Origin of the sequence: Pseudomonas ficuserectae, from assembly GCF_024584585.1 — a bacterium.
Taxonomy (GTDB): domain Bacteria; phylum Pseudomonadota; class Gammaproteobacteria; order Pseudomonadales; family Pseudomonadaceae; genus Aquipseudomonas; species Aquipseudomonas amygdali.
The window spans coordinates 280,751-300,065 of sequence record NZ_CP085684.1; the positions used below are offsets into that span (position 1 = coordinate 280,751).

A 19,315-nucleotide genomic window follows, 5' to 3' on the forward strand; every position below is an offset into this window, starting at 1 on the left:
ATGTTGCCCTCTGAACCTACAGAGAGCAGCACCATTACCTGCCTTTAAAACGCCAATGTCACCCGGGCATTCAGCGACTGATCCGAAGCATCGTTGCTCACCTGACCGTCGTAACTCAGGCCCACGCTCAGCGTATCGCTCAACCCCAGGTCGACACCTGCGCCGAGCACTGCGGCGCTGCGGGCGATCGGTGCGCCGGAGAGTTCGAAGGTGCTGCCGCCGCTGAAGGCCGAGCGGCTTTCCGGGGTGACGTCACCGTAGGCGCGACGCCAGCCCAGTGTGGCATCGGGTTTGATCACGACGCTGCCAGCGCTCAGGCGGGTCGCTGCACGCAGGCCCAGGGTGCTGAAGGTGATGTGGTTGTCCTGGGACTTGTTCTGCAGGCTGATGGCGTTGCTGTTCTCGTCGAAGGCGTCTGTGTCCAGCCGCACGTGGGCGAGGTTGGCGAAGGGTTCGAGCAGCGCATTGCCCATTTCGATGGAGTAGCCCAGTTCACCGAAGACCTGATTGGTCGCTGCCTTGTAGTCTTCCTTGAAGTGCTCGGACGAGCCCGGCAGGTCCAGCGTGCGCTTGGCGGTCAGTTCATGCCAGGTGTGCACTGCGCCGAGACGCAGGCCCAGTTGGCCCCATTTCGCGCCGCCATAAACGCCCAAGTGGTAGTTGTCGCTGTCGGTCGAGCCAGACGCGTGGCGCAGGTCGAAGCTGCTGTTGCTGAAGCCTGCCAATGCACCCACACGCCAGGTGTCGTCGAGCGGTACGTCGGCGCCGAACAACAGGCCGCTGGTGCGGGTTTCCAGGCCCGAGGCGTCGCGGCTGCTGTCGGTCTGGCCGGTCGCGCCGATGGCTTGAGTCCACACCACGCCACGCGAGGCATCGCCGGCGAGGGTTTGTGTGGTGCTGCCGAATGACTGTGCGGATTGCGCTTGTTGCATGCGATCGTTCATGGCGTTGCGCACCAGACGGCTGTCTTCGATCAGCGCAGATTGAGTCGATGCGTGCAGCTCGTTGGACAACGCCTTGAAGGTCGCCTGTGCGGTTGCTGCGTCGTCCTGCACCACCTGTCGCCACAGTGCATTGCCTGCCCCCGCGCTGTCGAGCCCCTGAGCAACGGCACTGGCATTGCGCGTGGTCGCCAGGCTGGCGAAGGTCTGTGCGTTGCGATTCAGCGTCAGACCGACGTCTGTCGCGGTGTAGTTCAGCGTCGGCGTAAGGAACGCGAAGTTGGTTTGCACGGCGGCAAATGCACCGCTGACGCCACCGGCTGCCGAGATAATCGAGTAACGGCTTGCCGCTAACCAGTTGCCGCCTTCAACCAATGACAGTGTGCTGTTATTGAGGGTCGCACGGCCGCTGGCGACGATGCGGTCGGCATTGCCATTGGCGTCCGACTCCACTTGGTAAACCGAGCCCTGAGCCAGATTGACGTCACCGTTGACGTTCAACTGGCCCACCGAATTACCCGGTGCAACCACACCGCCCTGAGCGACGTTGATGCCGCCGACGGTGCCGTTGCCACCCAGCGTCGCGCCTTGCTGCACGCTGACGATGGAGTTGCCGAGGTTGCCATTCACTGCCAGGCGACCAGCCTGCACAGTCGTCGCGCCGGACAGGCTGCTGTTGCCGGTCAGGTTCAGTGAACCGACGCCGCGTTTGATCAACGCGCCGTTGCCGGTCAGGGTGTTGGCGAGGGTGTCGTTGGTGGACTGATCGAGCACCAGCGTTGCGTTGTCGGTGATCGTTCCGCTGCCGAAGGCCTGAGCATGGCCAGTCAGGGTGCCGCCGTTGATCACGGTGCCGCCCGAGTAGGTATTGTTGCCTGTCAGTATCAGGTTGCCGGTGCCGTTTTTGATCAGTGCGCCACTGCCGCTGATGTCGTTGCGCCAGGCGTCGATGGCGTTATAGCCGCCGAGGCTGGCGTTCATGTTGACGGTGACGTTGGAATTGAACGCGCCGTAACCATCGCCTGCGGCATACAGGTTCAAGCGACCGTAGCCACCTGACTGATCGATCACTGCGTAGCCCGACGACAGCTCAGTGGTCGCCAGAATCTCGCGGCGCTGGCTGGCGTCCAGGTACGGGAAACGTGTTTCCAGCAGCACTTCAGCGTTGGTCGGCACGACCGGCGCGAGATTGGTCGGGCCGACCGGGTCGAAGCCGTAGGTCATGCGCGCGGTATACAGCGCCTTGTCCTGCGCATGCTGGGAAGTGCGATCGGTGGCCGGGTCGATGACCGTCATGCAATTGTTGACGTCGCCGCCGCACTGAGCGGTGAAGTAGGCCAGCGCCTGTGCGCGAGCATCGGCGCGCAATTGCGTGTTGGCGGAATTGGACAGGTTGTCGATGGCGAAATAGGTCGCGGTGATTCGCCCGCCCATCACGTCGAAGGGCGAGTGCATGCCCGCTTCGATGCGGTTGTCGCCGATCTCCGAGGCACGCAGCATCAACTCGCTGAACCGCTCTGGGATTGCATAGGCCAAGGCGTAGGCAGACAGGTAGGCGGCGTTGGTATGGCCGCTGGGGAACCCCGAGTCACTGGCCGGCGTGGTGCTTTCGGCCGGGCGCAAAGGCGGCGCGACGACGAATGCCAGGTTTTGTCCGTCCAGGCTCTGCCGCCATGGCCGTGGATACAGATAGTGGGACTTGGCCGGGGTCGTGGAGGCGTCATTGCGCACGGCGCCGACCAGATCGACCACTTTGCCCAGCGCTGAAGACGAACTGCCTGCGCCATTGCCCTTGTCGTCGTACTTGACGGTTTTGTTGCTGTCGTCAAATTGCGTGATGGTAGTGAAGGCCCCCGCGCCTGCTTTATAGGCATCACTCAATGAGCCCAGACCGCTGATGGCGCTGTAGCTCTGATCGCGACGGTCATCGAAGTAAGCGGCGGTTTCCTGGGCAAGCGTGCGCGAGTTGGCACGGTCGACGACAATTTGCAGGTTGCGTCGGAGCAGGCTCTGCCCCAGCGCAGTCGGTGTGCCGGTATCCCAGGTCGCGCCGGTCGTCCACAGCGTGTTGAACCCGGAAAGCAGATCGACCCCGTTGATCCGGTTGTCATTTGCACGGCTCGCTGCCTGTACCGATACCGCAAGCAGTGAAAGTATCAACGACGACATCATTACGTGGGCAACCGGTTTATTACATCGCATGGCGAGCGCCTGTACTCAATCTGGATAAGGCGCCGACCCTAGCAAGGCGTTCTTACACTTGGATGTATCTGCCGTGACACATTTATGTGGGTGAGTGCGCTCAAAAAATCTTCAGGAAGCATTCAGAACTATCGATATTCCTCAACGGTATTTAAATTCTCTTTCTTATATCTATACAGTTCCGCCTTTCAGTCACACTGTTCTGGAGTCGGAGTTCTCATGCCAGCAGCCTCCCTCGCTTCATCGTCCGCTCAATCTGCTTCGCAATCGTTCGACGTGCGTCCATTCACCGGAAAGGTGGGCGCGGAAATCGTCGGGCTGGATCTGTCCAGGCCGTTGAATGACGCAGATTTTGCGCGAGTGCATCAGGCGCATCTGGATCACCACGTCGTGGTGTTCCGCGATCAGCAGATCACGCCGCAGCAGCAGGTCGATTTCAGCCGTCGTTTTGGTGTGTTGCAGATCCATGTACTCAAGCAGTTTCTGCTGGCTAACCATCCGGAAATCCTGATCGTCTCCAACATTGTCGAGAACGAGAAGCCTGTGGGGCTGGGCGATGCCGGTAAATACTGGCATTCGGACCTGTCTTACAAAGAGCTGCCAAGCCTGGGTTCGATGCTTTACGCACAAGAGTTGCCGAGCGAAGGTGGCGACACGCTGTTCGCCGACATGCATCAGGCGTGGGACACCTTGCCGCAACACCTGCGTGATGCCGTCGAAGGGCGCTCGGCGGTTCACAGCTACACTGCGCGCTACGCCGAGGGCCATAACGCCGCCAACTGGCGTCCGACCCTGACCGCCGAGCAACTGGCCCAAGTGGTCGAAGTCAGCCACCCGATTGTTCGCACGCATCCTGAAACAGGTCGTAAGGCGTTGTTTGTCAGCGAAGGTTTCACCACCCGGATTCTTGACCTGCCGGAAGACGAGAGCCGCCAGATTCTCAACGAGATCTACGCCCACAGCGTGAAGCCCGAGCATATTTACCGGCACCAATGGCAAGCCAACGACATGGTGTTCTGGGACAACCGTTCCCTGATTCACCTGGCTGCCGGCTGCCCGGCCCATCTGCGACGCAAACTGCATCGCACGACCATTCAAGGCACCGCGCCATTTTGATTCAGGAGAGCCGTTCATGAATGCTGTCGCGCAAGGCCACACGGCCAGCACGAGCGCCCAACCGCAACCGACTGTTCAGCACACCACTGAAGCCTTGTTGCAAGTTCGCGGTGTAAGCCTTGAATACCGCACGCCAGAGCGCGTGGTCCGGGCGACGCATCAGGTCAGTTTCGAGGTCGACCCGGCCGATCGTTTTGTGCTGCTCGGCCCATCCGGTTGCGGCAAGTCCACATTGCTCAAAGCCGTAGCCGGGTTCATCCGGCCCAGCGAGGGCGAGATTCGTCTGGCAGGTCATCAGGTCACCGAACCTGGCCCGGACCGCATCGTGGTGTTTCAGGAATTCGACCAGTTACCGCCGTGGAAAACCGTGATCGAGAACGTCATGTTTCCGCTGCTGGCGTCACGCACCCTGAAGCGTCCCGAGGCGCTGGAGCGCGCTCGTTATTACCTGGAAAAAGTTGGCCTCAGCGCGTTTGCCGATGCCTATCCGCATACCTTGTCCGGTGGCATGAAAGCCCGCGTGGCAATTGCCCGAGCCCTGGCCATGCAGCCGAAAATCCTCTTGATGGACGAGCCGTTCGCCGCGCTTGACGCACTGACCCGGCGCAAGATGCAGGAAGAACTGCTGGAGCTGTGGGACGAGGTGCGTTTCACGCTGCTGTTCGTTACCCATTCCATTGAAGAAGCGCTGGTGGTGGGCAACCGCATCCTGCTGTTGTCACCGCATCCGGGCCGTGTGCGAGCGGAAATCAACAGCCATCAATACGACCTGAAAAGCCTCGGCGGCGTTGGTTTCCAGCAAACCGCGCAGCGTATTCATCGCCTGTTGTTCGATGAGGGCGATGCCGGGCCGGTGGAGCAGGATCTGAATTTTCAGGACATCCGGATTGCTTACTAGACGACTGCCTTGATCGTTCCCACGCTCCGCGTGGTAATGCCTTTCAGGACGCTCCGCGTCCTATCTACACGATTACCGGGAAACCCGAACCATGAGCCTCGCACCTCCCGCTCGCGAAGAATATGAAATCACGCTGGAGCCTTTCACTCAGGAAGACCTGGCCCGCGATCTACCGCTGGCACAGCGCATCTGGCAACTGGGCTGGGTGCGCAAATGCGTCATCATGATCGCTCTGGCGGTGATCTGGGAACTGGCTGCACGTCTGCAGAACAACGACCTGCTGTTGCCGAGCTTTCTGCAAACGGCGGCCGCCTTTTATGACGGGCTGATCTCCGGCGAGCTTCCAGGCAAGGTGTGGATTTCCCTGACCGTACTGATTCAGGGCTACCTGATCGGCATCGTGCTTGCGTTCGCCCTGACCACCCTGGCAGTGTCCACCCAACTGGGCCGCGACCTGCTCGGCACGCTGACCGCCATGTTCAACCCGCTACCGGCTATTGCCCTGCTGCCGCTGGCGCTGCTGTGGTTCGGGCTGGGCCAGAACAGCCTGATCTTCGTGCTGGTGCATTCGGTACTGTGGGCGCTGGCGCTCAATACCTACGCAGGTTTTCTCGGCGTTTCGGAAACCCAGCGTATGGCCGGGCGCAACTATGGCCTCAAAGGCTTGCGCTTTGTCTGGCACATCCTGATTCCCGCTGCGCTGCCGTCGATCCTTGCCGGCTTGAAAATCGGCTGGGCTTTCGCCTGGCGCACGCTGATCGCCGCCGAGCTGGTGTTTGGTGCGTCGTCCGGCAAGGGCGGGTTGGGCTGGTACATCTTCCAGAATCGTAACGAGCTGTATACCGACAAGGTTTTTGCAGGTCTGGCGGCAGTCATTCTCATCGGCCTGCTGGTCGAGAACCTGCTGTTCGCCAATATCGAGCGCCTGACCGTCAAGCGCTGGGGCATGCAGCGTTGAAGCACCGTCTTTTTTTGAATAATCAGGGTGGGAACCACATGACAACAACATTTCATCGTCCGGCGCTGACTGTATTGGCGGCGACACTTGGCCTGTTCGGTGCCCTGCTCAGCAGCGGCGTGCAGGCGGAAGGCAAGATCAGCATTGCTCAGCAATTCGGTATCGGCTACCTGATCCTCGACGTGGTGCGCGATCAGAAACTGATCGAGAAACATGGCAAGGAACAGGGGCTGGACATCAAGGTCGACTGGAACAGCATCTCCGGAGCCACGGCGATGAACGAAGCGCTGCTGGCCGGTGCGCTGGACGTGGTGTCGGCAGGTGTGCCACCGATGCTGACCGTCTGGGATCGCACCAAGGGCAAGCAGAACGTCAAGGCCATTGCTTCGCTGGGTTCCATGCCCAACTACCTGCTGACCAACAATCCCAACGTGAAAACCATCAAGGACTTCACCGACAAGGACCGCATCGCTGTACCGGCTGCCGGTGTGGGCTTTCAGTCGCGTACTTTGCAGATCGAGACCGCCAAGGTATTCGGTAACGACAACTACAAGAAATTCGACAACATCTCGGTGAGCCTGGCGCACCCGGATGCCACCGCAGCGCTGCTGGCGGGCGGCTCGGAAATCAACTCGCACTTCTCCAGCCCGCCGTTCCAGTACCAGGCGCTGGAAAGCCCCAACGTCCACAAAGTGCTCAGTTCCTATGACGTGCTGGGCGGTCAGGCGACGTTCAACGTGCTCTACACCACCGAGAAATTCCACGACGAAAACCCCAAAACCTACAAGGCGTTCTACGACGCGCTGGCCGAAGCCGAGAAGATCATCAAGGCCGACAAGCCCGCTGCCGCGCAGACCTACATCCGTGTCGAGCAATCGAAACTGCCGTTGCCGCTGGTAGAGAAAATCGTCGCTGACCCGGAAATCGACTTCACCGTCACCCCGCAGCGCACCTTCATCTACGCCGAAAAACTGCATGAACTGGGCGTGTTGAAAAACAAGGCGGCGAGCTGGAAGGACTACTTCTTCGAAGAGGCGCACGGCACAGAGGGCAGTTGATCGACGCGTTTTGAAGATGACGCGGAGCGTCATGAAGGGCATTCCCACGCGGAGCTTGAGGAACGATAGAAGATCTCCCGGGCGCCTATCGTTCCTCACGCTCCAGCGTGGGAATGCCGTTCTGGACGCTCTGCGTCCTCTTCTGAACAAATCAGGTTACTTCCACTCACGAAAAACCTGTCCTGCGGGACATTTCCTTCAGTCTTTTCTCTTTCCTGCGTATGACCTTTCCTAGAAAATCCCGGGCCCTTGTGCCTGCCAACTCTGCGCACTAGGCTGCGTCGGTCGCTGATTTTTCAGCGATCGGGTTTAGCAGCCTGTTTGTGGATTACAAGTGGCGCAAGTGCCGTTTATGGCGGCTTTGCGTGGGGCACCTTCGGGTGCGCCGGTTGCTTGCGCTTGTTCCACACCGGTCTGCTAACCCGCGTCAAAGTCGCCACCCTTGTTTGTTTAGCAGCAGGCATCTGGTGGTCTTGTCAGCTAAAGGAATAAGCGATGATCAACTCGACCCCGTCTCCACCGCTCCCCAACTCTCTTGAAGATTCCCTGATACAGGTCAGCGAAATACTGCGCTGTGCCTCTGCCACCGCTTCTGAAACCGGTGACAACCTCGAGGGCCTGAAACGTGATCTTGCGTTCTCGGTGGTGCATCTGATCAACATGGCCAAGGCCGAGCTGGAGCGCTCGCTGGAATGTGTTCAGAGCCACTGACAGCCCCTGACGCAACCTAGCAGTTCTACGGGTAGCCGCTGCGGTCCCTGCAATGCATTGTGTGTCTGAAGAGGCCTGCCTCGCCGATCAAGACCACTCCGGTTACTCACCATGCGCCAGCAAACTACCCTGTGCCGTTACCGCTATGACGCGCTTGACCGGCTCGCGACTCGTACGCCGATGGCAGGTGCCATTGCCCGCTCGTTTTATCAGTCCGACACCCTGGTCAGCGAGATTCAGGGTGCAGAACACGTTCGGTTCCTGCATCGCGACCGTCAGTTAATGGCCACGCAGTCAGTGCTGGCCACGCTGTTGATCGGCTCGGATCAACAGCACAGCGTGCTCCACACCGTATCGGCCTGCTTGTCTGACCCTATCGCCTACACTCCCTATGGGCATAGGCAAGCGTTGAACCAGCTGCCAGGCTTCAACGATGAGCGACCCGACCCATTGACCGGTCATTATCTGTTGGGCAATGGTTATCGCGCCTACAACCCCGTTCTGATGCGCTTCAACAGCCCGGACAGCCTGAGCCCGTTTGGCAAGGGCGGTATGAATGCCTATGCGTACTGCGCGGGTGATCCGGTTAATCGGTCTGATCCGACCGGGCATAAGATAGATGAGAGTCAGATACTTTCATTTGTGTGGATAGGGCTCGGTTTGTTCGGTGCTTACCTGGGTGTAAAAGCGGCTGTTCCTGCGATAAAGGCTGTCGCCAAGGGCAATGCTCCGCTATCAACGAAACTGACAGCTTCCTCGGCACTCGGCCAGATCGCAGCGAGCACCGTGTTTACCGTAAGCCGTGTAATCAACGCGGTCGACCCTGACGGCCCTGCCAAGGATGTTTTGCTCGCGACTGCAATAGGCATGGTGATTCCAGTGCTGGCCGTTCGGACATTCAACCCGCGCATCAAGCGTTGGGAGGATGCAGGGGCAGATATAAAACTGCTCAATGATAGGCGTTCAAGTTTAAAAAGTGAGTTCGCTGATACCGCTAGGGAAGGTCTGAAGTAGCCGGATGTTTTCCGGCTACCGAGTCCTCAGCACTTTTCAAAAAACGATGCATGTCGAAATTTGCTCAATTATCTTCGCTTTTTAGCTCTTTCGGCCGCTGCAAAGCCTTTTGCGGTAACCATTTCCTGCATTACACGCGCACCTCTCCTGCGCTCGCCAACAAATGTCGACGGGCCATCCACAGGTTTGACAGGGCGAACAACGTCACCATCTGCGCGGTGTTCTTGGCCAAGCCCCGAAAGCGCACTTTTTCATAGCCAAACTGGCGTTTGATGACCCGAAACGGATGCTCGACCTTGGCGCGAACCTGGGCCTTGGCCTTCTCGATTTTGCGGATCGCCTTGTACAAAATACTGCGTTTTCCGTGCTTTTTGTAAGTGCTGCGGCGGGCGGCAATCTGCCAAATGACCTTGCGCCCAGCGTGTTCTTCGCGCTTCTCGACCCCGGTGTAACCTGCGTCGGCGCAGACTACGTTTTCCTCGCCGTGCAGCAGTTTGGCAACCTGCGTGACGTCTGCCACATTGGCCGCTGTTACTACCACGCTGTGCACCAGGCCTGACTCGTCGTCGGCGCCGATGTGAGCCTTGGCGCCGAAATAGTACTGGTTACCTTTCTTGGTTTGATGCATCTCAGGATCGCGTTTGCCATCCTTGTTCTTGGTCGAACTGGGCGCGTGAATCAGCGTGGCATCGACGATGGTGCCTTGACGCAACGACAAGCCACGGTCGCCCAGATAACCATTAATTACGCCGAGAATCCCGGTCGCCAACTCGTGCTTTTCCAGCAGACGACGGAAGTTGAGAATGGTGGTTTCGTCTGGAATTCGCTCCAGGCTCAGGCCTGAAAACTGACGCAGGATGGTCGTCTCATACAGCGCTTCTTCCATCGCCGGATCGCTGTAGCCGAACCAGTTCTGCATCAGATGAACACGCAGCATCGCCATCAGTGGGTAGGCGGGCCGGCCACCTTCTCCTTTTGGATAATAGGGCTCAATCAGGGCAATCAAACCTTTCCAGGGCACCACCTGATCCATCTCGATCAGGAACAATTCCTTACGGGTCTGCTTGCGCTTGCCGGCATACTCGGCGTCGGCGAAGGTCATCTGTTTCATCATCGAAAAGCTCGGCGACTGGTGTCCGGAGATTTTGCCAAATTAGGAAGTCTTTTTCAGAGTTTCCCTAGCGCCATTCGAGAAACACGCCCTTGGGGTGATCCGGCAGACGAATTGAGTCGCATGATGTACTGATACGTTTATCTGTACATGATTTCTCCAGCCTGATTCACCTGAACGCTTACTCCATCATCAAGGATCGATCATGGCTCTCCTCTGCACGTACACCTACGACCCGCTGGACCGTGTCTCCACATTGAACCCGCTGGCTCAGGTCCTCTCCAGTCGGTTCTATGACGGCGAACAACTGATGACCGAGTTACTGGGCGACAGGCAACGAACCTGTATCCGCGCAGGCGGCCAGTTACTGGCGCAGCAGAGTCGCGAGGGCGAAGAGGTCGTGACGACGATGGTCGCCAGTGACCTGCACAACAGCGTTCTGCACGCGAGCGAAGACGGGAGGCAGGTTGATATCGCGTATACGCCGTTCGGGCATCGTCAAGCCGAGCAGACAGTCGCAGCACTACCCGGTTTCAACGGCGAGCAGCCTGACCTGGTAACCGGCCATTACCTGCTCGGCAATGGCTATCGCGCCTACAACCCGGTGCTGATGCGCTTTAGCAGCCCGGACAGTTTTAGCCCGTTTGGTGAGGGTGGGTTGAATGCGTATGCGTATGCGCTAAACAATCCGATCAAATACATGTAGTGGTCTAATGGTTCCGGACACTCATTTAGGCGAGAATATCGCCAGATAGAGGTGTCTGATGACCAAACAACGCCGTACCTTTTCCGTTGAATTCAAACGCGAGGCCGCAGGCCTCGTGCTCGATCAAGGCTATAGCCATATCGAAGCCTCCTGCTCGCTTGGGGTGGTCGAATCTGCGCTGCGTCGCTGGGTCAACCAGCTTCAACAAGAGCGCAACGGTGTCACTCCACAGAGCAAAGCCCTCACGCCCGAGCAGCAAAAAATCCAGGAGCTCGAAGCCCGGATCGCCCGTCTTGAGCGGGAGAAATCCATTTTAAAAAAGGCCACCGCGCTCTTGATGTCGGAAGAGCACGAGCGCATGCGCTGATTGATCAGCTCAGTGTCCATGAGCCAATCGAATTGCTGTGCGAAGTGTTCGAGGTACCTCGCTCGTGCTACTACAACCATTGCCTGCGGCGTCGGTCTCCAGACGCCGAGCGGGTTCGTTTACTTAGCCGAGTCAATGAGCTGTTCGGGCAAAGTCGAGGCGCTGCCGGCAGCCGCAGTATCGTGTCGATGATGCAGGCGGATGGCGAGCAAATCGGTCGGTTCAAGGTGCGTAGCTTGATGCGGGAGCTGGGATTAATCAGCAAGCAACCAGGCTCGCATGCTTATAAAAAAGCAACAGTGGAGCGGCCTGACATTCCGAACATTTTGAATCGGGAGTTCGATGTACCCGCGCCCAATCAGGTCTGGTGTGGCGACATCACCTACATCTGGGCGCAAGGAAAATGGCATTACCTGGCGGTGGTTATGGATCTTTACGCGCGTCGGGTGGTGGGCTGGGCGTTTTCGAACAAACCGGATACGGACTTGGTGATCAAGGCGCTGGACATGGCTTATGAGCAACGCGGCAAGCCTCAGGGCCTGCTGTTTCATTCCGACCAGGGCGTCCAATACGGGAGCCGACAGTTTCGCCAGCGGCTTTGGCGATACCGCATACGCCAGAGCATGAGCCGCCGGGGTAATTGCTACGACAACTCGCCGATGGAGCGTGTGTTCCGCAGCTTGAAAACTGAGTGGATACCGACCGTGGGCTACATGACGGTCCAAGAGGCTCAGCGGGATATCAGTCATTACCTGATGCATCGTTACAACTGGATTCGGCCACACCAGTTCAATGATGGAATGGCGCCCGCTCAGTACGAGAAAAACCTTAACGTCGTGTCCGGGATCAGTTGACCACTACAACATAGACCCGACCGGGCATTTTTCGTCTTTCTTAAGTGGGGTTTTGGCGGCTGGGTTATTGCTCACTGGAGGTGGGTCAATTTATGTGTCTACGCACGTAAAAGAATCGAATCCAACGCTCAGTGGGGTGCTTATGGGGGTGGGGAGTGCGTTAGCTGTTGCGGGCGTTGGTTTTGCTCTGAATTCAATTGTAAAGAAGGCTGCTGGAGTGGGGCGTTCAACCTCCAGGCTGGAGAGTTTCGGGCTTGCTAGAAAGAACCAGCGTCCGGCAGGCAGAAATTCGCTAATATTTCCAAATCAACGCCCTCCGCAATCCAGTGCTGATTTACCGGCCGCATCCTTTGCATTACCACGACCACGGCTATTACCATCAAGCGTCGCGCCGGCACGGTCGGCTACTATTCGCAGAACGGGCTATCCTAAATACCGAAATATAAGAAGGCCTGTTTTTCAAAAGTATTTTTATGAAGTAGATAGGATGCCAACTATACCTGAACAACCCTCGCATTCAATCCGTGGGGGGCATGAATCGGTGGTTTGATATATACACTATGTTCAAGTTCGGCAGAGACATTCAAGACAGTGTCTCTGCAGGAGTTTGAACTGACCACATTCAAAAGAAAGCTGCTGCGGGCCTCTCCCGCGCAACCTCTGCCCAGTTAATGAACCCTCCCTCTCGCGCACAGTCGCATAGTCACGCTATTCTCTCGCCCTATCGCGCCCACATCCGGCAGCCGCACAAGGAGTCTGCATGCCCGTTCTTCCTTCTAGACTGGTTACATTAGGTCTCGCTGCTGCCTTGGCGATGTTAACGGGGTGTGGCGAGGAAAAACCGGCGGCGCCCGAACTGCCCAGGGTTTATGTGCAAACGGTAAAAAGTGCCGACTTCGCCGCCAGTGTCGCCCTGACCGGTGATGTTCAGGCGCGGGTGCAGACCCGGCTTTCATTCCGGGTCAATGGCAAGATCATTCAGCGTAATGTCGATGTCGGCGACCGGGTCACTGCCCGGCAGGTGCTGGCCCGGCTTGATCCGAAGGATTTGCAGATCAATGTCGATTCGGCCGCAGCCTCTGTGGCCGCCGAGCAGGCCCGCGTGAATCAGGCCCGCGCCGCTTTTGTCCGGCAACAAAAGCTGTTGCCCAAAGGCTATACCAGCCGTAGTGAATATGACTCGGCCCAGGCCGCCTTGCGCGGCAGCGAAAGCTCGTTGAAGGCTGCGCAAGCGCAACTTGCCAATGCCCGTGAACAATTAGGGTATACCGCACTGGTCGCGGATGCGCTGGGTGTGATCACCGCGCGTCAGGCTGAAGTCGGGCAGGTGGTGCAGGCCACGATGCCGATTTTCGATCTGGCACGCGACGGTGATCGGGATGCGGTGTTCAATGTCTACGAGTCCCTGTTCGTTCAGCCGCCGACCAATCAGCCTGTGCAGGTCACGCTGCTCGACAACCCGGACATCAAGGTCAGCGGCAAAGTACGCGAAGTGACCCCGGCAGTCTCGGCGCAAACCGGCACTTTACAGGTCAAGATCGCGCTCGATCCGCTGCCTGAAGGCATGGACCTGGGCTCGGTAGTCAGCGTGGCGCTGAGCGCACCGGCCAATGCCAGTGTCGAGCTGCCTTGGGCGGCGCTGACCAAGGACCTTGGCGAGCAGTTGGGCAAGCCTGCCGTGTGGGTGGTGGACGAGCAGGGCAAAGTCAATTTGCGCAGGGTCACCGTTACTCGTTATCTGACTGCCAAAGTCATCATCGGCGACGGGCTTAAAAGTGGGGAGAAAGTCGTGGTGGCAGGCGGACAGTTGTTACACCCGGACATGCAGGTCGAGATTGCCGAACAGCCCAAACAGCAGAACGCGCAGGTGCAGCCATGAAGCGTCTGTCGTCATGCCTGTTGCTGGGTGGCCTTCTGTCCAGTGGCTTTCTGTTGAGTGGCTGCGGCAAGGACGAGGCCCCTCCGGAGCCGATGCGTCCTGTCGTATTCGTCGAAGCCAGGCCTGAGTCAAATCAGGATTTCGGGCGTTTTGCCGGCAATATTCAGGCGCGTTATCAGAGCGTGTTGGGTTTTCGTGTGGCGGGACGTATTGCCCGGCGCAACGTCGACGTAGGCGCTGAAGTGAAGAAAGGCGATTTGCTCGCCACCCTTGATCCGACCGATCAGCAGAATACAGTGCGTGCCCGGCAGGGCGACCTGGCCAATGTGCAGGCGCAGTTGATCAACGCTCAGGCCAATGCTCGCCGCCAGCAGGAACTGTTTGATCGCGGTGTGGGTGCCCAGGCGCAACTGGACATCGCCCTGACCGATCTGAAGACCGCCAGCTCGTCGCAGGAACAGGCCAAAGCCGCTGCACAACAGGCCCGCGATCAATTGAGCTACAGCGAGCTGCGCAGTGATCACGATGCTGTGGTCACCGAATGGAAAGTCGAGGCCGGTCAGGTTGTTACGGCCGGGCAGGAAGTCGTGACCCTGGCGCGGCCGGACATCAAGGAAGCGGTGATCGACCTCCCTGACACACTGGCTGACCAGCTGCCGTCCGACGTGGTATTCACGGTAGCCAGTCAGTTGAATCCGGAAGTGAACACCACCGCCACCATTCGTGAAATCGAACCTCAGGCCGACCGTGCCACACGTACCCGCCGTGCACGTCTGACGCTGGCGCAAACGCCAGCGGCCTTCCGGCTGGGCACGGCCATCAGCGTGACGCTCAGCTCGACCATCACGCCGCGCATGCGTTTGCCGATCAATGCCTTGCAGCAGGCCGATGGCAAAAGCCAGATATGGATCGTCGACCCGCAAAACCAGACGGTCAACCCGAGGGCTGTGAACATTATCAGCCGTGACAGCAACAGTTTCGTGCTGGCCAATGGCGTCAAGGCAGGTGAAAAAGTGGTAAGCGCGGGCGTCAACAGCCTCAAGCCGGGCCAGAAAGTCAAAGTCGATGAGGAAAGCCCGCGATGAAAGGGAATTTCAATTTATCCGAGTGGGCCATCAAGCATCAGTCGTTCGTCTGGTACCTGATGTTTGTCGCGCTGCTGATGGGCGTGTTTTCCTACATGAAGCTTGGGCGCGAGGAAGATCCGTCCTTCACCATCAAGACCATGATTATCCAGACCCGCTGGCCGGGCGCGACGGTGGATGAGACCCTCAAGCAGGTCACCGACCGCATCGAGAAGAAGCTCGAAGAACTGGACTCGCTGGACTACGTGAAGAGCTACACACGACCGGGCGAGTCCACAGTCTTCGTGTACCTGCGTGACACCACCAGTGCCAAGGCGATACCGGAAATCTGGTATCAGGTGCGCAAGAAAGTCGATGACATCCGTGGCCAGTTCCCGCAGGGGCTGCAAGGCCCGTCGTTCAACGACGAGTTCGGCGATGTATACGGCTCGATCTATGCGTTTACCGCAGACGGTTTCTCGATGCGTCAGTTGCGGGACTACGTCGAGAAGGTCCGCGCCGACATCCGCGACGTGCCCGGGCTGGGCAAGGTCGAGATGATCGGTCAGCAGGACGAAGTGGTGTACCTGAACTTCTCGACACGCAAGCTCGCAGCATTGGGCATCGACCAGAGCCAGGTGGTGCAAAGCCTGCAATCGCAGAACGCGGTGACGCCTGCCGGGGTGATAGAAGCCGGGCCGGAGCGGATCTCGGTGCGTACCTCCGGCCAGTTCGCTTCCGAGAAGGATCTGGCTGCAGTCAATCTGCGCATCAATGACCGTTTTTATCGTCTGAGCGACATTGCTGACATAACCCGTGGCTACACCGATCCGCCCAAGCCGCTGTTCCGCTTCGATGGCAAACCGGCGATAGGCCTGGCCATCGCGATGCAGAAGGGCGGCAATATCCAGTCGTTCGGCAAGGCGCTGCACGAACTTATGGACGCTACCACAGCGGAGCTGCCAGTCGGCATTGGCGTGCACAAGGTGTCGGATCAGGCCGAGGTGGTCAACAAGGCTGTGGGCGGCTTCACCAGCGCGTTGTTCGAGGCAGTGATTATCGTGCTGTTGGTCAGCTTCGTCAGCCTCGGGTTTCGCGCAGGGTTGGTGGTCGCGTGTTCGATTCCGCTGGTGTTGGCGATGGTGTTCGTGTTCATGGAATACAGCGGCATCACCATGCAACGGATTTCCCTCGGCGCGCTGATCATCGCCCTCGGCCTGCTGGTGGACGACGCCATGATTACCGTGGAAATGATGGTCACACGTTTGGAAATGGGGGAATCCAAGGAGCAGGCCGCGACGTACGCCTATACCTCGACAGCGTTCCCGATGCTCACCGGTACGCTGGTGACCGTGGCCGGCTTTGTGCCGATCGGGCTGAACAACAGCTCTGCGGGGGAATACACATTCACACTGTTTGCTGTCATTGCCGTGGCGATGCTGGTGTCGTGGCTGGTCGCCGTTCTGTTCGCACCGGTGATCGGCGTGCACATTCTGAGCGGCAACATCAAACCGAAATCCGAAGAGCCGGGCCGCATCGGCCGGGCATTCAACGGCAGCATGCTCTGGGCCATGCGCCATCGCTGGCTGGCGATTGCCATCACGGTAGGGTTGTTCGCCGCGTCGCTGTTCTCCATGCAGTTCGTGCAGAACCAGTTCTTCCCGTCTTCGGACCGCCCGGAAATTCTGGTCGACCTGAACCTGCCGCAGAACGCCTCAATCAACGAAACGCGCAAGGTGGTGGATCGTTTTGAAGCGAGCCTCAAGGACGATCCGGACATCGAGCGCTGGAGCACCTACATCGGCCAGGGCGCGTTGCGTTTCTACCTGCCACTCGATCAGCAGCTGGAAAATCCGTTCTACGCCCAGCTGGTGATTGTCAGCAAAGGCCTGGAGGAGCGGAGCGCGTTGACTGCCCGTCTGCAAAAACGCTTGCGTGATGACTTCGTCGGTATCGGTTCGTATGTGCAGGCGCTGGAGATGGGCCCTCCGGTGGGTCGTCCGTTACAGTATCGCGTCAGCGGCGAGAACATCGACAAGGTGCGCCAGCACGCCATCGAGCTGGCCAAACTGCTCGATCACAACTCGCATGTGGGCGAAGTGATCTACGACTGGAATGAGCCGGGCAAGGTGCTGCGCATCGATATCAATCAGGACAAGGCCCGGCAGTTGGGCCTGTCGTCGGAAGACGTCGCCAAGCTGATGAACAGCGTGGTCAGCGGTTCAACCGTGACCCAGGTGCGTGATGATATCTATCTGATCAATGTGATCGGACGTGCTGAAGACGCAGAACGCGGCACGCCGGAAACCCTGCAGAACCTGCAAATCGTGACCCAGACTGGAACATCCATTCCGCTGCTGGCGTTCGCCACCGTTGGTTACGAGCTGGAGCAGCCGTTGGTCTGGCGCCGCGATCGCATGCCGACCATCACCGTCAAGGGCGCGGTACGGGACGCGATTCAGCCAACCGATCTGGTCAAACAGCTGCAACCTGAAATCGACAAGTTCGCCGCTGGTCTGCCGGTCGGCTACAAGGTTGCAACGGGCGGTACGGTCGAAGAAAGCAGCAAGGCGCAGGGGCCGATTGCCAGCGTTGCTCCCCTGATGCTGTTCCTCATGGCGACGTTCCTGATGATTCAGTTGCACAGCATTCAGAAGATGTTTCTGGTGGCCAGTGTCGCGCCTCTGGGGCTAATCGGTGTGGTGCTGGCGCTGATCCCGACGGGGACACCACTGGGGTTCGTGGCGATTCTCGGGGTGCTGGCGCTGATCGGCATCATCATCCGCAACTCGGTGATTCTGGTGACCCAGATCGATGCCTATGAGCGCAGTGGGTATCTGCCTTGGGACGCTGTGGTCGAAGCCACCGAGCATCGCCGTCGTCCGATTTTGCTGACCGCGGCCGCGGCGAGCCTGGGCATGATCCCCATTGCGCGGGAAGTGTTCTGGGGCCCGATGGCCTACGCCATGATCGGTGGCATCATCATCGCCACGTTGCTGACCCTGCTATTCCTGCCTGCGTTGTACGTGGCTTGGTACCGCATCAAGGAACCAACCGACGAACAGCGTCGCGAAGCGGCTGACAAGGGTGACGGCGAGCACGCGCAGCCAGCGCATTGAGGTCGGCGTGCCCTGCCGCCTGTGACGCGGGGCAGGGCTGCCGACCCGGCAATCAGTCGGTCTCGCCTGCGTCTTTGACGTCGATCGTGGACAGGCTAAGGTTGGCGAACCGTACCGGGCCGAACGGCGAGGCCTTTGTCAGGCCTGAAGGCGAAGAGCTGGAGGTCTGCGCCGGGGCAGATATATTCAAGAAGCATTTCTTGAGCTGCACCTGGAAATCGAAGTCGCCAGAATAATGCACCCATTCCTGAGTTGCGAAGTTTACGACCTGCGTCAGATTAATCTCATCCTTGACGTTGTAGCCACCCACGACCACGACGAAGAACACCTCGTCTACATCCTCTGCGTTAAGAACGTCGAACTCGAGATGCAGACGCTGGGCGGGCAGTTCAATAATAGACTGGCTTACGGTCACTCCCGTATTCAGCTTGATGCTTTGACCTTCGCCTTTGGGCTTGAAGTCTGGCTCAAAGCCCACTGGGGCTGTCCAGTGAGTAAGATTGTCGCTGAAATCGCCATTTTCCAGATATTCGTTCGCCATGATCAGTTCCTTTGATCGATTCGGATGGATGCAAGCCGCCTGTTTAAGTGGCTGAATCTATCCTAAGACGCACAGGTTGCTGAACGATACTGTCAGAAGTACCAGCACACGAACTGCACAGCGCCGCACATCACTGACGCCGCCAGACACTCGCCAACCAAGGCTGCTGCTCTCTCGGTAACCCGGCGGGGCGGTAGTAGTGTTCCAGCTCGCTAAACCCGGCTTCGGTCAGCAGTTCGCGCCATGTTTCGAGGTCGTGGTACGCGCCGTAACGCTCGCCGTTCCAGCCTTCCTGATTCTCACCACGCGGGTTGGAGCTGAACAGCACGCCGCCCGGTTTGAGCGTGGCATACAGTTCGCGCAGCACGCGTGGCAGTTCCTGTCTGGGGATGTGGAACAGCACTGCGTTGGCGAAGAGGCCATCGAAGCGGCCTTGCGGCAGGTCGAGTTCGAGGAAGTTCTGCTGTAGCACTTCGCAACCGGTCTCGGCGCGTGCCATTTCGGCGAAACGTTCGGAGCCGTCTAGCCCGACCGCCACATGGCCCATCGCTGTGAACGTCTTCAAGTCACGCCCCGGCCCGCAGCCGAAGTCGAGAATCTGCCACGGTGCCGGGCCTTCGATATGCCGCAACAGGGCATCGATATTCTGGCTGACGTCGTGGTCGCGTGTGCCTTCGCGAAATTCGTCGGCCACGCTGTTGTAATGGCTGACGGTGGTCGAGGTAATCTGCGCAAGCGTCTGAGGGTCGAGTTTCATCAGGGGCGGTCCGGTAAAG

General features: G+C 58.7%; 14 protein-coding genes and 1 pseudogene. 11 read left to right on the forward strand and 4 right to left on the reverse strand.

The genetic code is table 11. The annotated features are described in order from the left end of the window. Positions 1-44: 44 nt before the first annotated feature. The gene (locus tag LJU29_RS01340; protein ID WP_257111546.1) at positions 45-3,143 is read right to left on the reverse strand and encodes an autotransporter domain-containing protein; all 3,099 of its coding nucleotides are present in this window, start codon (positions 3,141-3,143) and stop codon (positions 45-47) included. Between the two features lie 219 nt (positions 3,144-3,362). Here LJU29_RS01340 and LJU29_RS01345 point away from each other — a divergent pair, with 219 nt between their 5' ends. The 6 genes from LJU29_RS01345 to LJU29_RS01370 all read left to right on the forward strand — a co-directional run bounded on the left by LJU29_RS01345 (position 3,363) and on the right by LJU29_RS01370 (position 8,898). Then, a complete protein-coding gene (locus tag LJU29_RS01345; RefSeq protein WP_005730943.1) occupies positions 3,363-4,259 on the forward strand; it encodes a TauD/TfdA dioxygenase family protein in 897 nt (298 codons plus the stop codon). A gap of 16 nt (positions 4,260-4,275) precedes the next feature. Continuing rightward, on the forward strand, positions 4,276-5,157 hold the full coding sequence (locus LJU29_RS01350) for an ABC transporter ATP-binding protein (protein ID WP_004654120.1): 882 nt from the start codon (positions 4,276-4,278) through the stop codon (positions 5,155-5,157). A gap of 91 nt (positions 5,158-5,248) precedes the next feature. Further along, positions 5,249-6,115, forward strand: a complete 867-nt coding sequence (locus tag LJU29_RS01355) for an ABC transporter permease (protein ID WP_005744777.1) — start codon at positions 5,249-5,251, stop codon at positions 6,113-6,115. Positions 6,116-6,153: 38 nt separating this feature from the next. Further along, the gene (locus LJU29_RS01360) at positions 6,154-7,173 is read left to right on the forward strand and encodes an ABC transporter substrate-binding protein (protein WP_057423790.1); all 1,020 of its coding nucleotides are present in this window, start codon (positions 6,154-6,156) and stop codon (positions 7,171-7,173) included. A 495-nt stretch (positions 7,174-7,668) separates the two neighbouring features. Beyond that, positions 7,669-7,884, forward strand: coding sequence for a DUF6124 family protein (locus tag LJU29_RS01365; RefSeq protein WP_005747748.1), 216 nt, complete (start codon positions 7,669-7,671; stop codon positions 7,882-7,884). Positions 7,885-7,995: 111 nt separating this feature from the next. Further along, positions 7,996-8,898 carry an RHS repeat-associated core domain-containing protein gene (locus LJU29_RS01370; RefSeq protein ID WP_257111547.1) on the forward strand — a complete coding sequence of 301 codons (903 nt, stop codon included), beginning with the start codon at positions 7,996-7,998 and terminating at the stop codon, positions 8,896-8,898. 130 nt (positions 8,899-9,028) lie between these two features. Here LJU29_RS01370 and LJU29_RS01375 read toward each other — a convergent pair whose 3' ends face one another. Then, entirely contained in the window at positions 9,029-10,009 is a 981-nt protein-coding gene (locus LJU29_RS01375; protein WP_054078085.1) for an IS5-like element ISPsy2 family transposase, read from the reverse strand. A gap of 205 nt (positions 10,010-10,214) precedes the next feature. Between LJU29_RS01375 and LJU29_RS01380 the strand changes: the two are divergent. The 5 genes and pseudogenes from LJU29_RS01380 to LJU29_RS01400 form a co-directional block, all read left to right on the forward strand. After that, a pseudogene (locus LJU29_RS01380) lies at positions 10,215-10,712 on the forward strand (RHS repeat-associated core domain-containing protein); the annotation flags it as partial. A 61-nt stretch (positions 10,713-10,773) separates the two neighbouring features. Continuing rightward, positions 10,774-11,936, forward strand: a protein-coding gene (locus LJU29_RS01385; protein WP_257111548.1) for an IS3 family transposase whose coding sequence is annotated in 2 segments (ribosomal slippage) — positions 10,774-11,029 and positions 11,029-11,936 — 1,164 coding nt in all. Because the reading frame shifts where the segments join, the coding sequence is not laid out codon by codon here. Between the two features lie 760 nt (positions 11,937-12,696). Next, a complete protein-coding gene (locus tag LJU29_RS01390) occupies positions 12,697-13,815 on the forward strand; it encodes an efflux RND transporter periplasmic adaptor subunit (RefSeq protein WP_257111549.1) in 1,119 nt (372 codons plus the stop codon). Next, positions 13,812-14,900, forward strand: a complete 1,089-nt coding sequence (locus tag LJU29_RS01395) for an efflux RND transporter periplasmic adaptor subunit (RefSeq protein ID WP_057453258.1) — start codon at positions 13,812-13,814, stop codon at positions 14,898-14,900. Before LJU29_RS01390 ends, LJU29_RS01395 begins: the two co-directional genes overlap by 4 nt. Continuing rightward, positions 14,897-17,998 (forward strand): efflux RND transporter permease subunit, encoded by a 3,102-nt coding sequence (locus LJU29_RS01400; RefSeq protein WP_257111550.1) that lies wholly within the window; start codon positions 14,897-14,899, stop codon positions 17,996-17,998. Before LJU29_RS01395 ends, LJU29_RS01400 begins: the two co-directional genes overlap by 4 nt. Before the next feature lie 52 nt (positions 17,999-18,050). Here the strand turns inward: LJU29_RS01400 and LJU29_RS01405 are convergent, their stop codons facing one another. Continuing rightward, entirely contained in the window at positions 18,051-18,539 is a 489-nt protein-coding gene (locus LJU29_RS01405) for a hypothetical protein (RefSeq protein ID WP_005752435.1), read from the reverse strand. 130 nt (positions 18,540-18,669) lie between these two features. Next, on the reverse strand, positions 18,670-19,296 hold the full coding sequence (locus LJU29_RS01410; RefSeq protein WP_005743155.1) for a class I SAM-dependent methyltransferase: 627 nt from the start codon (positions 19,294-19,296) through the stop codon (positions 18,670-18,672). Positions 19,297-19,315: the final 19 nt, after the last annotated feature.

Excerpts from the sequence above, each read along its gene's own strand:
- LJU29_RS01340 (WP_257111546.1), bottom strand. The coding sequence starts at position 3,143 with ATGCGATGTAATAAACCGGTTGCCCACGTAATGATGTCGTCGTTGATA.
- LJU29_RS01345 (WP_005730943.1), top strand. The coding sequence starts at position 3,363 with ATGCCAGCAGCCTCCCTCGCTTCATCGTCCGCTCAATCTGCTTCGCAA.
- LJU29_RS01350 (WP_004654120.1), top strand. The coding sequence starts at position 4,276 with ATGAATGCTGTCGCGCAAGGCCACACGGCCAGCACGAGCGCCCAACCG.
- LJU29_RS01355 (WP_005744777.1), top strand. The coding sequence starts at position 5,249 with ATGAGCCTCGCACCTCCCGCTCGCGAAGAATATGAAATCACGCTGGAG.
- LJU29_RS01360 (WP_057423790.1), top strand. The coding sequence starts at position 6,154 with ATGACAACAACATTTCATCGTCCGGCGCTGACTGTATTGGCGGCGACA.
- LJU29_RS01365 (WP_005747748.1), top strand. The coding sequence starts at position 7,669 with ATGATCAACTCGACCCCGTCTCCACCGCTCCCCAACTCTCTTGAAGAT.
- LJU29_RS01370 (WP_257111547.1), top strand. The coding sequence starts at position 7,996 with ATGCGCCAGCAAACTACCCTGTGCCGTTACCGCTATGACGCGCTTGAC.
- LJU29_RS01375 (WP_054078085.1), bottom strand. The coding sequence starts at position 10,009 with ATGAAACAGATGACCTTCGCCGACGCCGAGTATGCCGGCAAGCGCAAG.
- LJU29_RS01390 (WP_257111549.1), top strand. The coding sequence starts at position 12,697 with ATGCCCGTTCTTCCTTCTAGACTGGTTACATTAGGTCTCGCTGCTGCC.
- LJU29_RS01395 (WP_057453258.1), top strand. The coding sequence starts at position 13,812 with ATGAAGCGTCTGTCGTCATGCCTGTTGCTGGGTGGCCTTCTGTCCAGT.
- LJU29_RS01400 (WP_257111550.1), top strand. The coding sequence starts at position 14,897 with ATGAAAGGGAATTTCAATTTATCCGAGTGGGCCATCAAGCATCAGTCG.
- LJU29_RS01405 (WP_005752435.1), bottom strand. The coding sequence starts at position 18,539 with ATGGCGAACGAATATCTGGAAAATGGCGATTTCAGCGACAATCTTACT.
- LJU29_RS01410 (WP_005743155.1), bottom strand. The coding sequence starts at position 19,296 with ATGAAACTCGACCCTCAGACGCTTGCGCAGATTACCTCGACCACCGTC.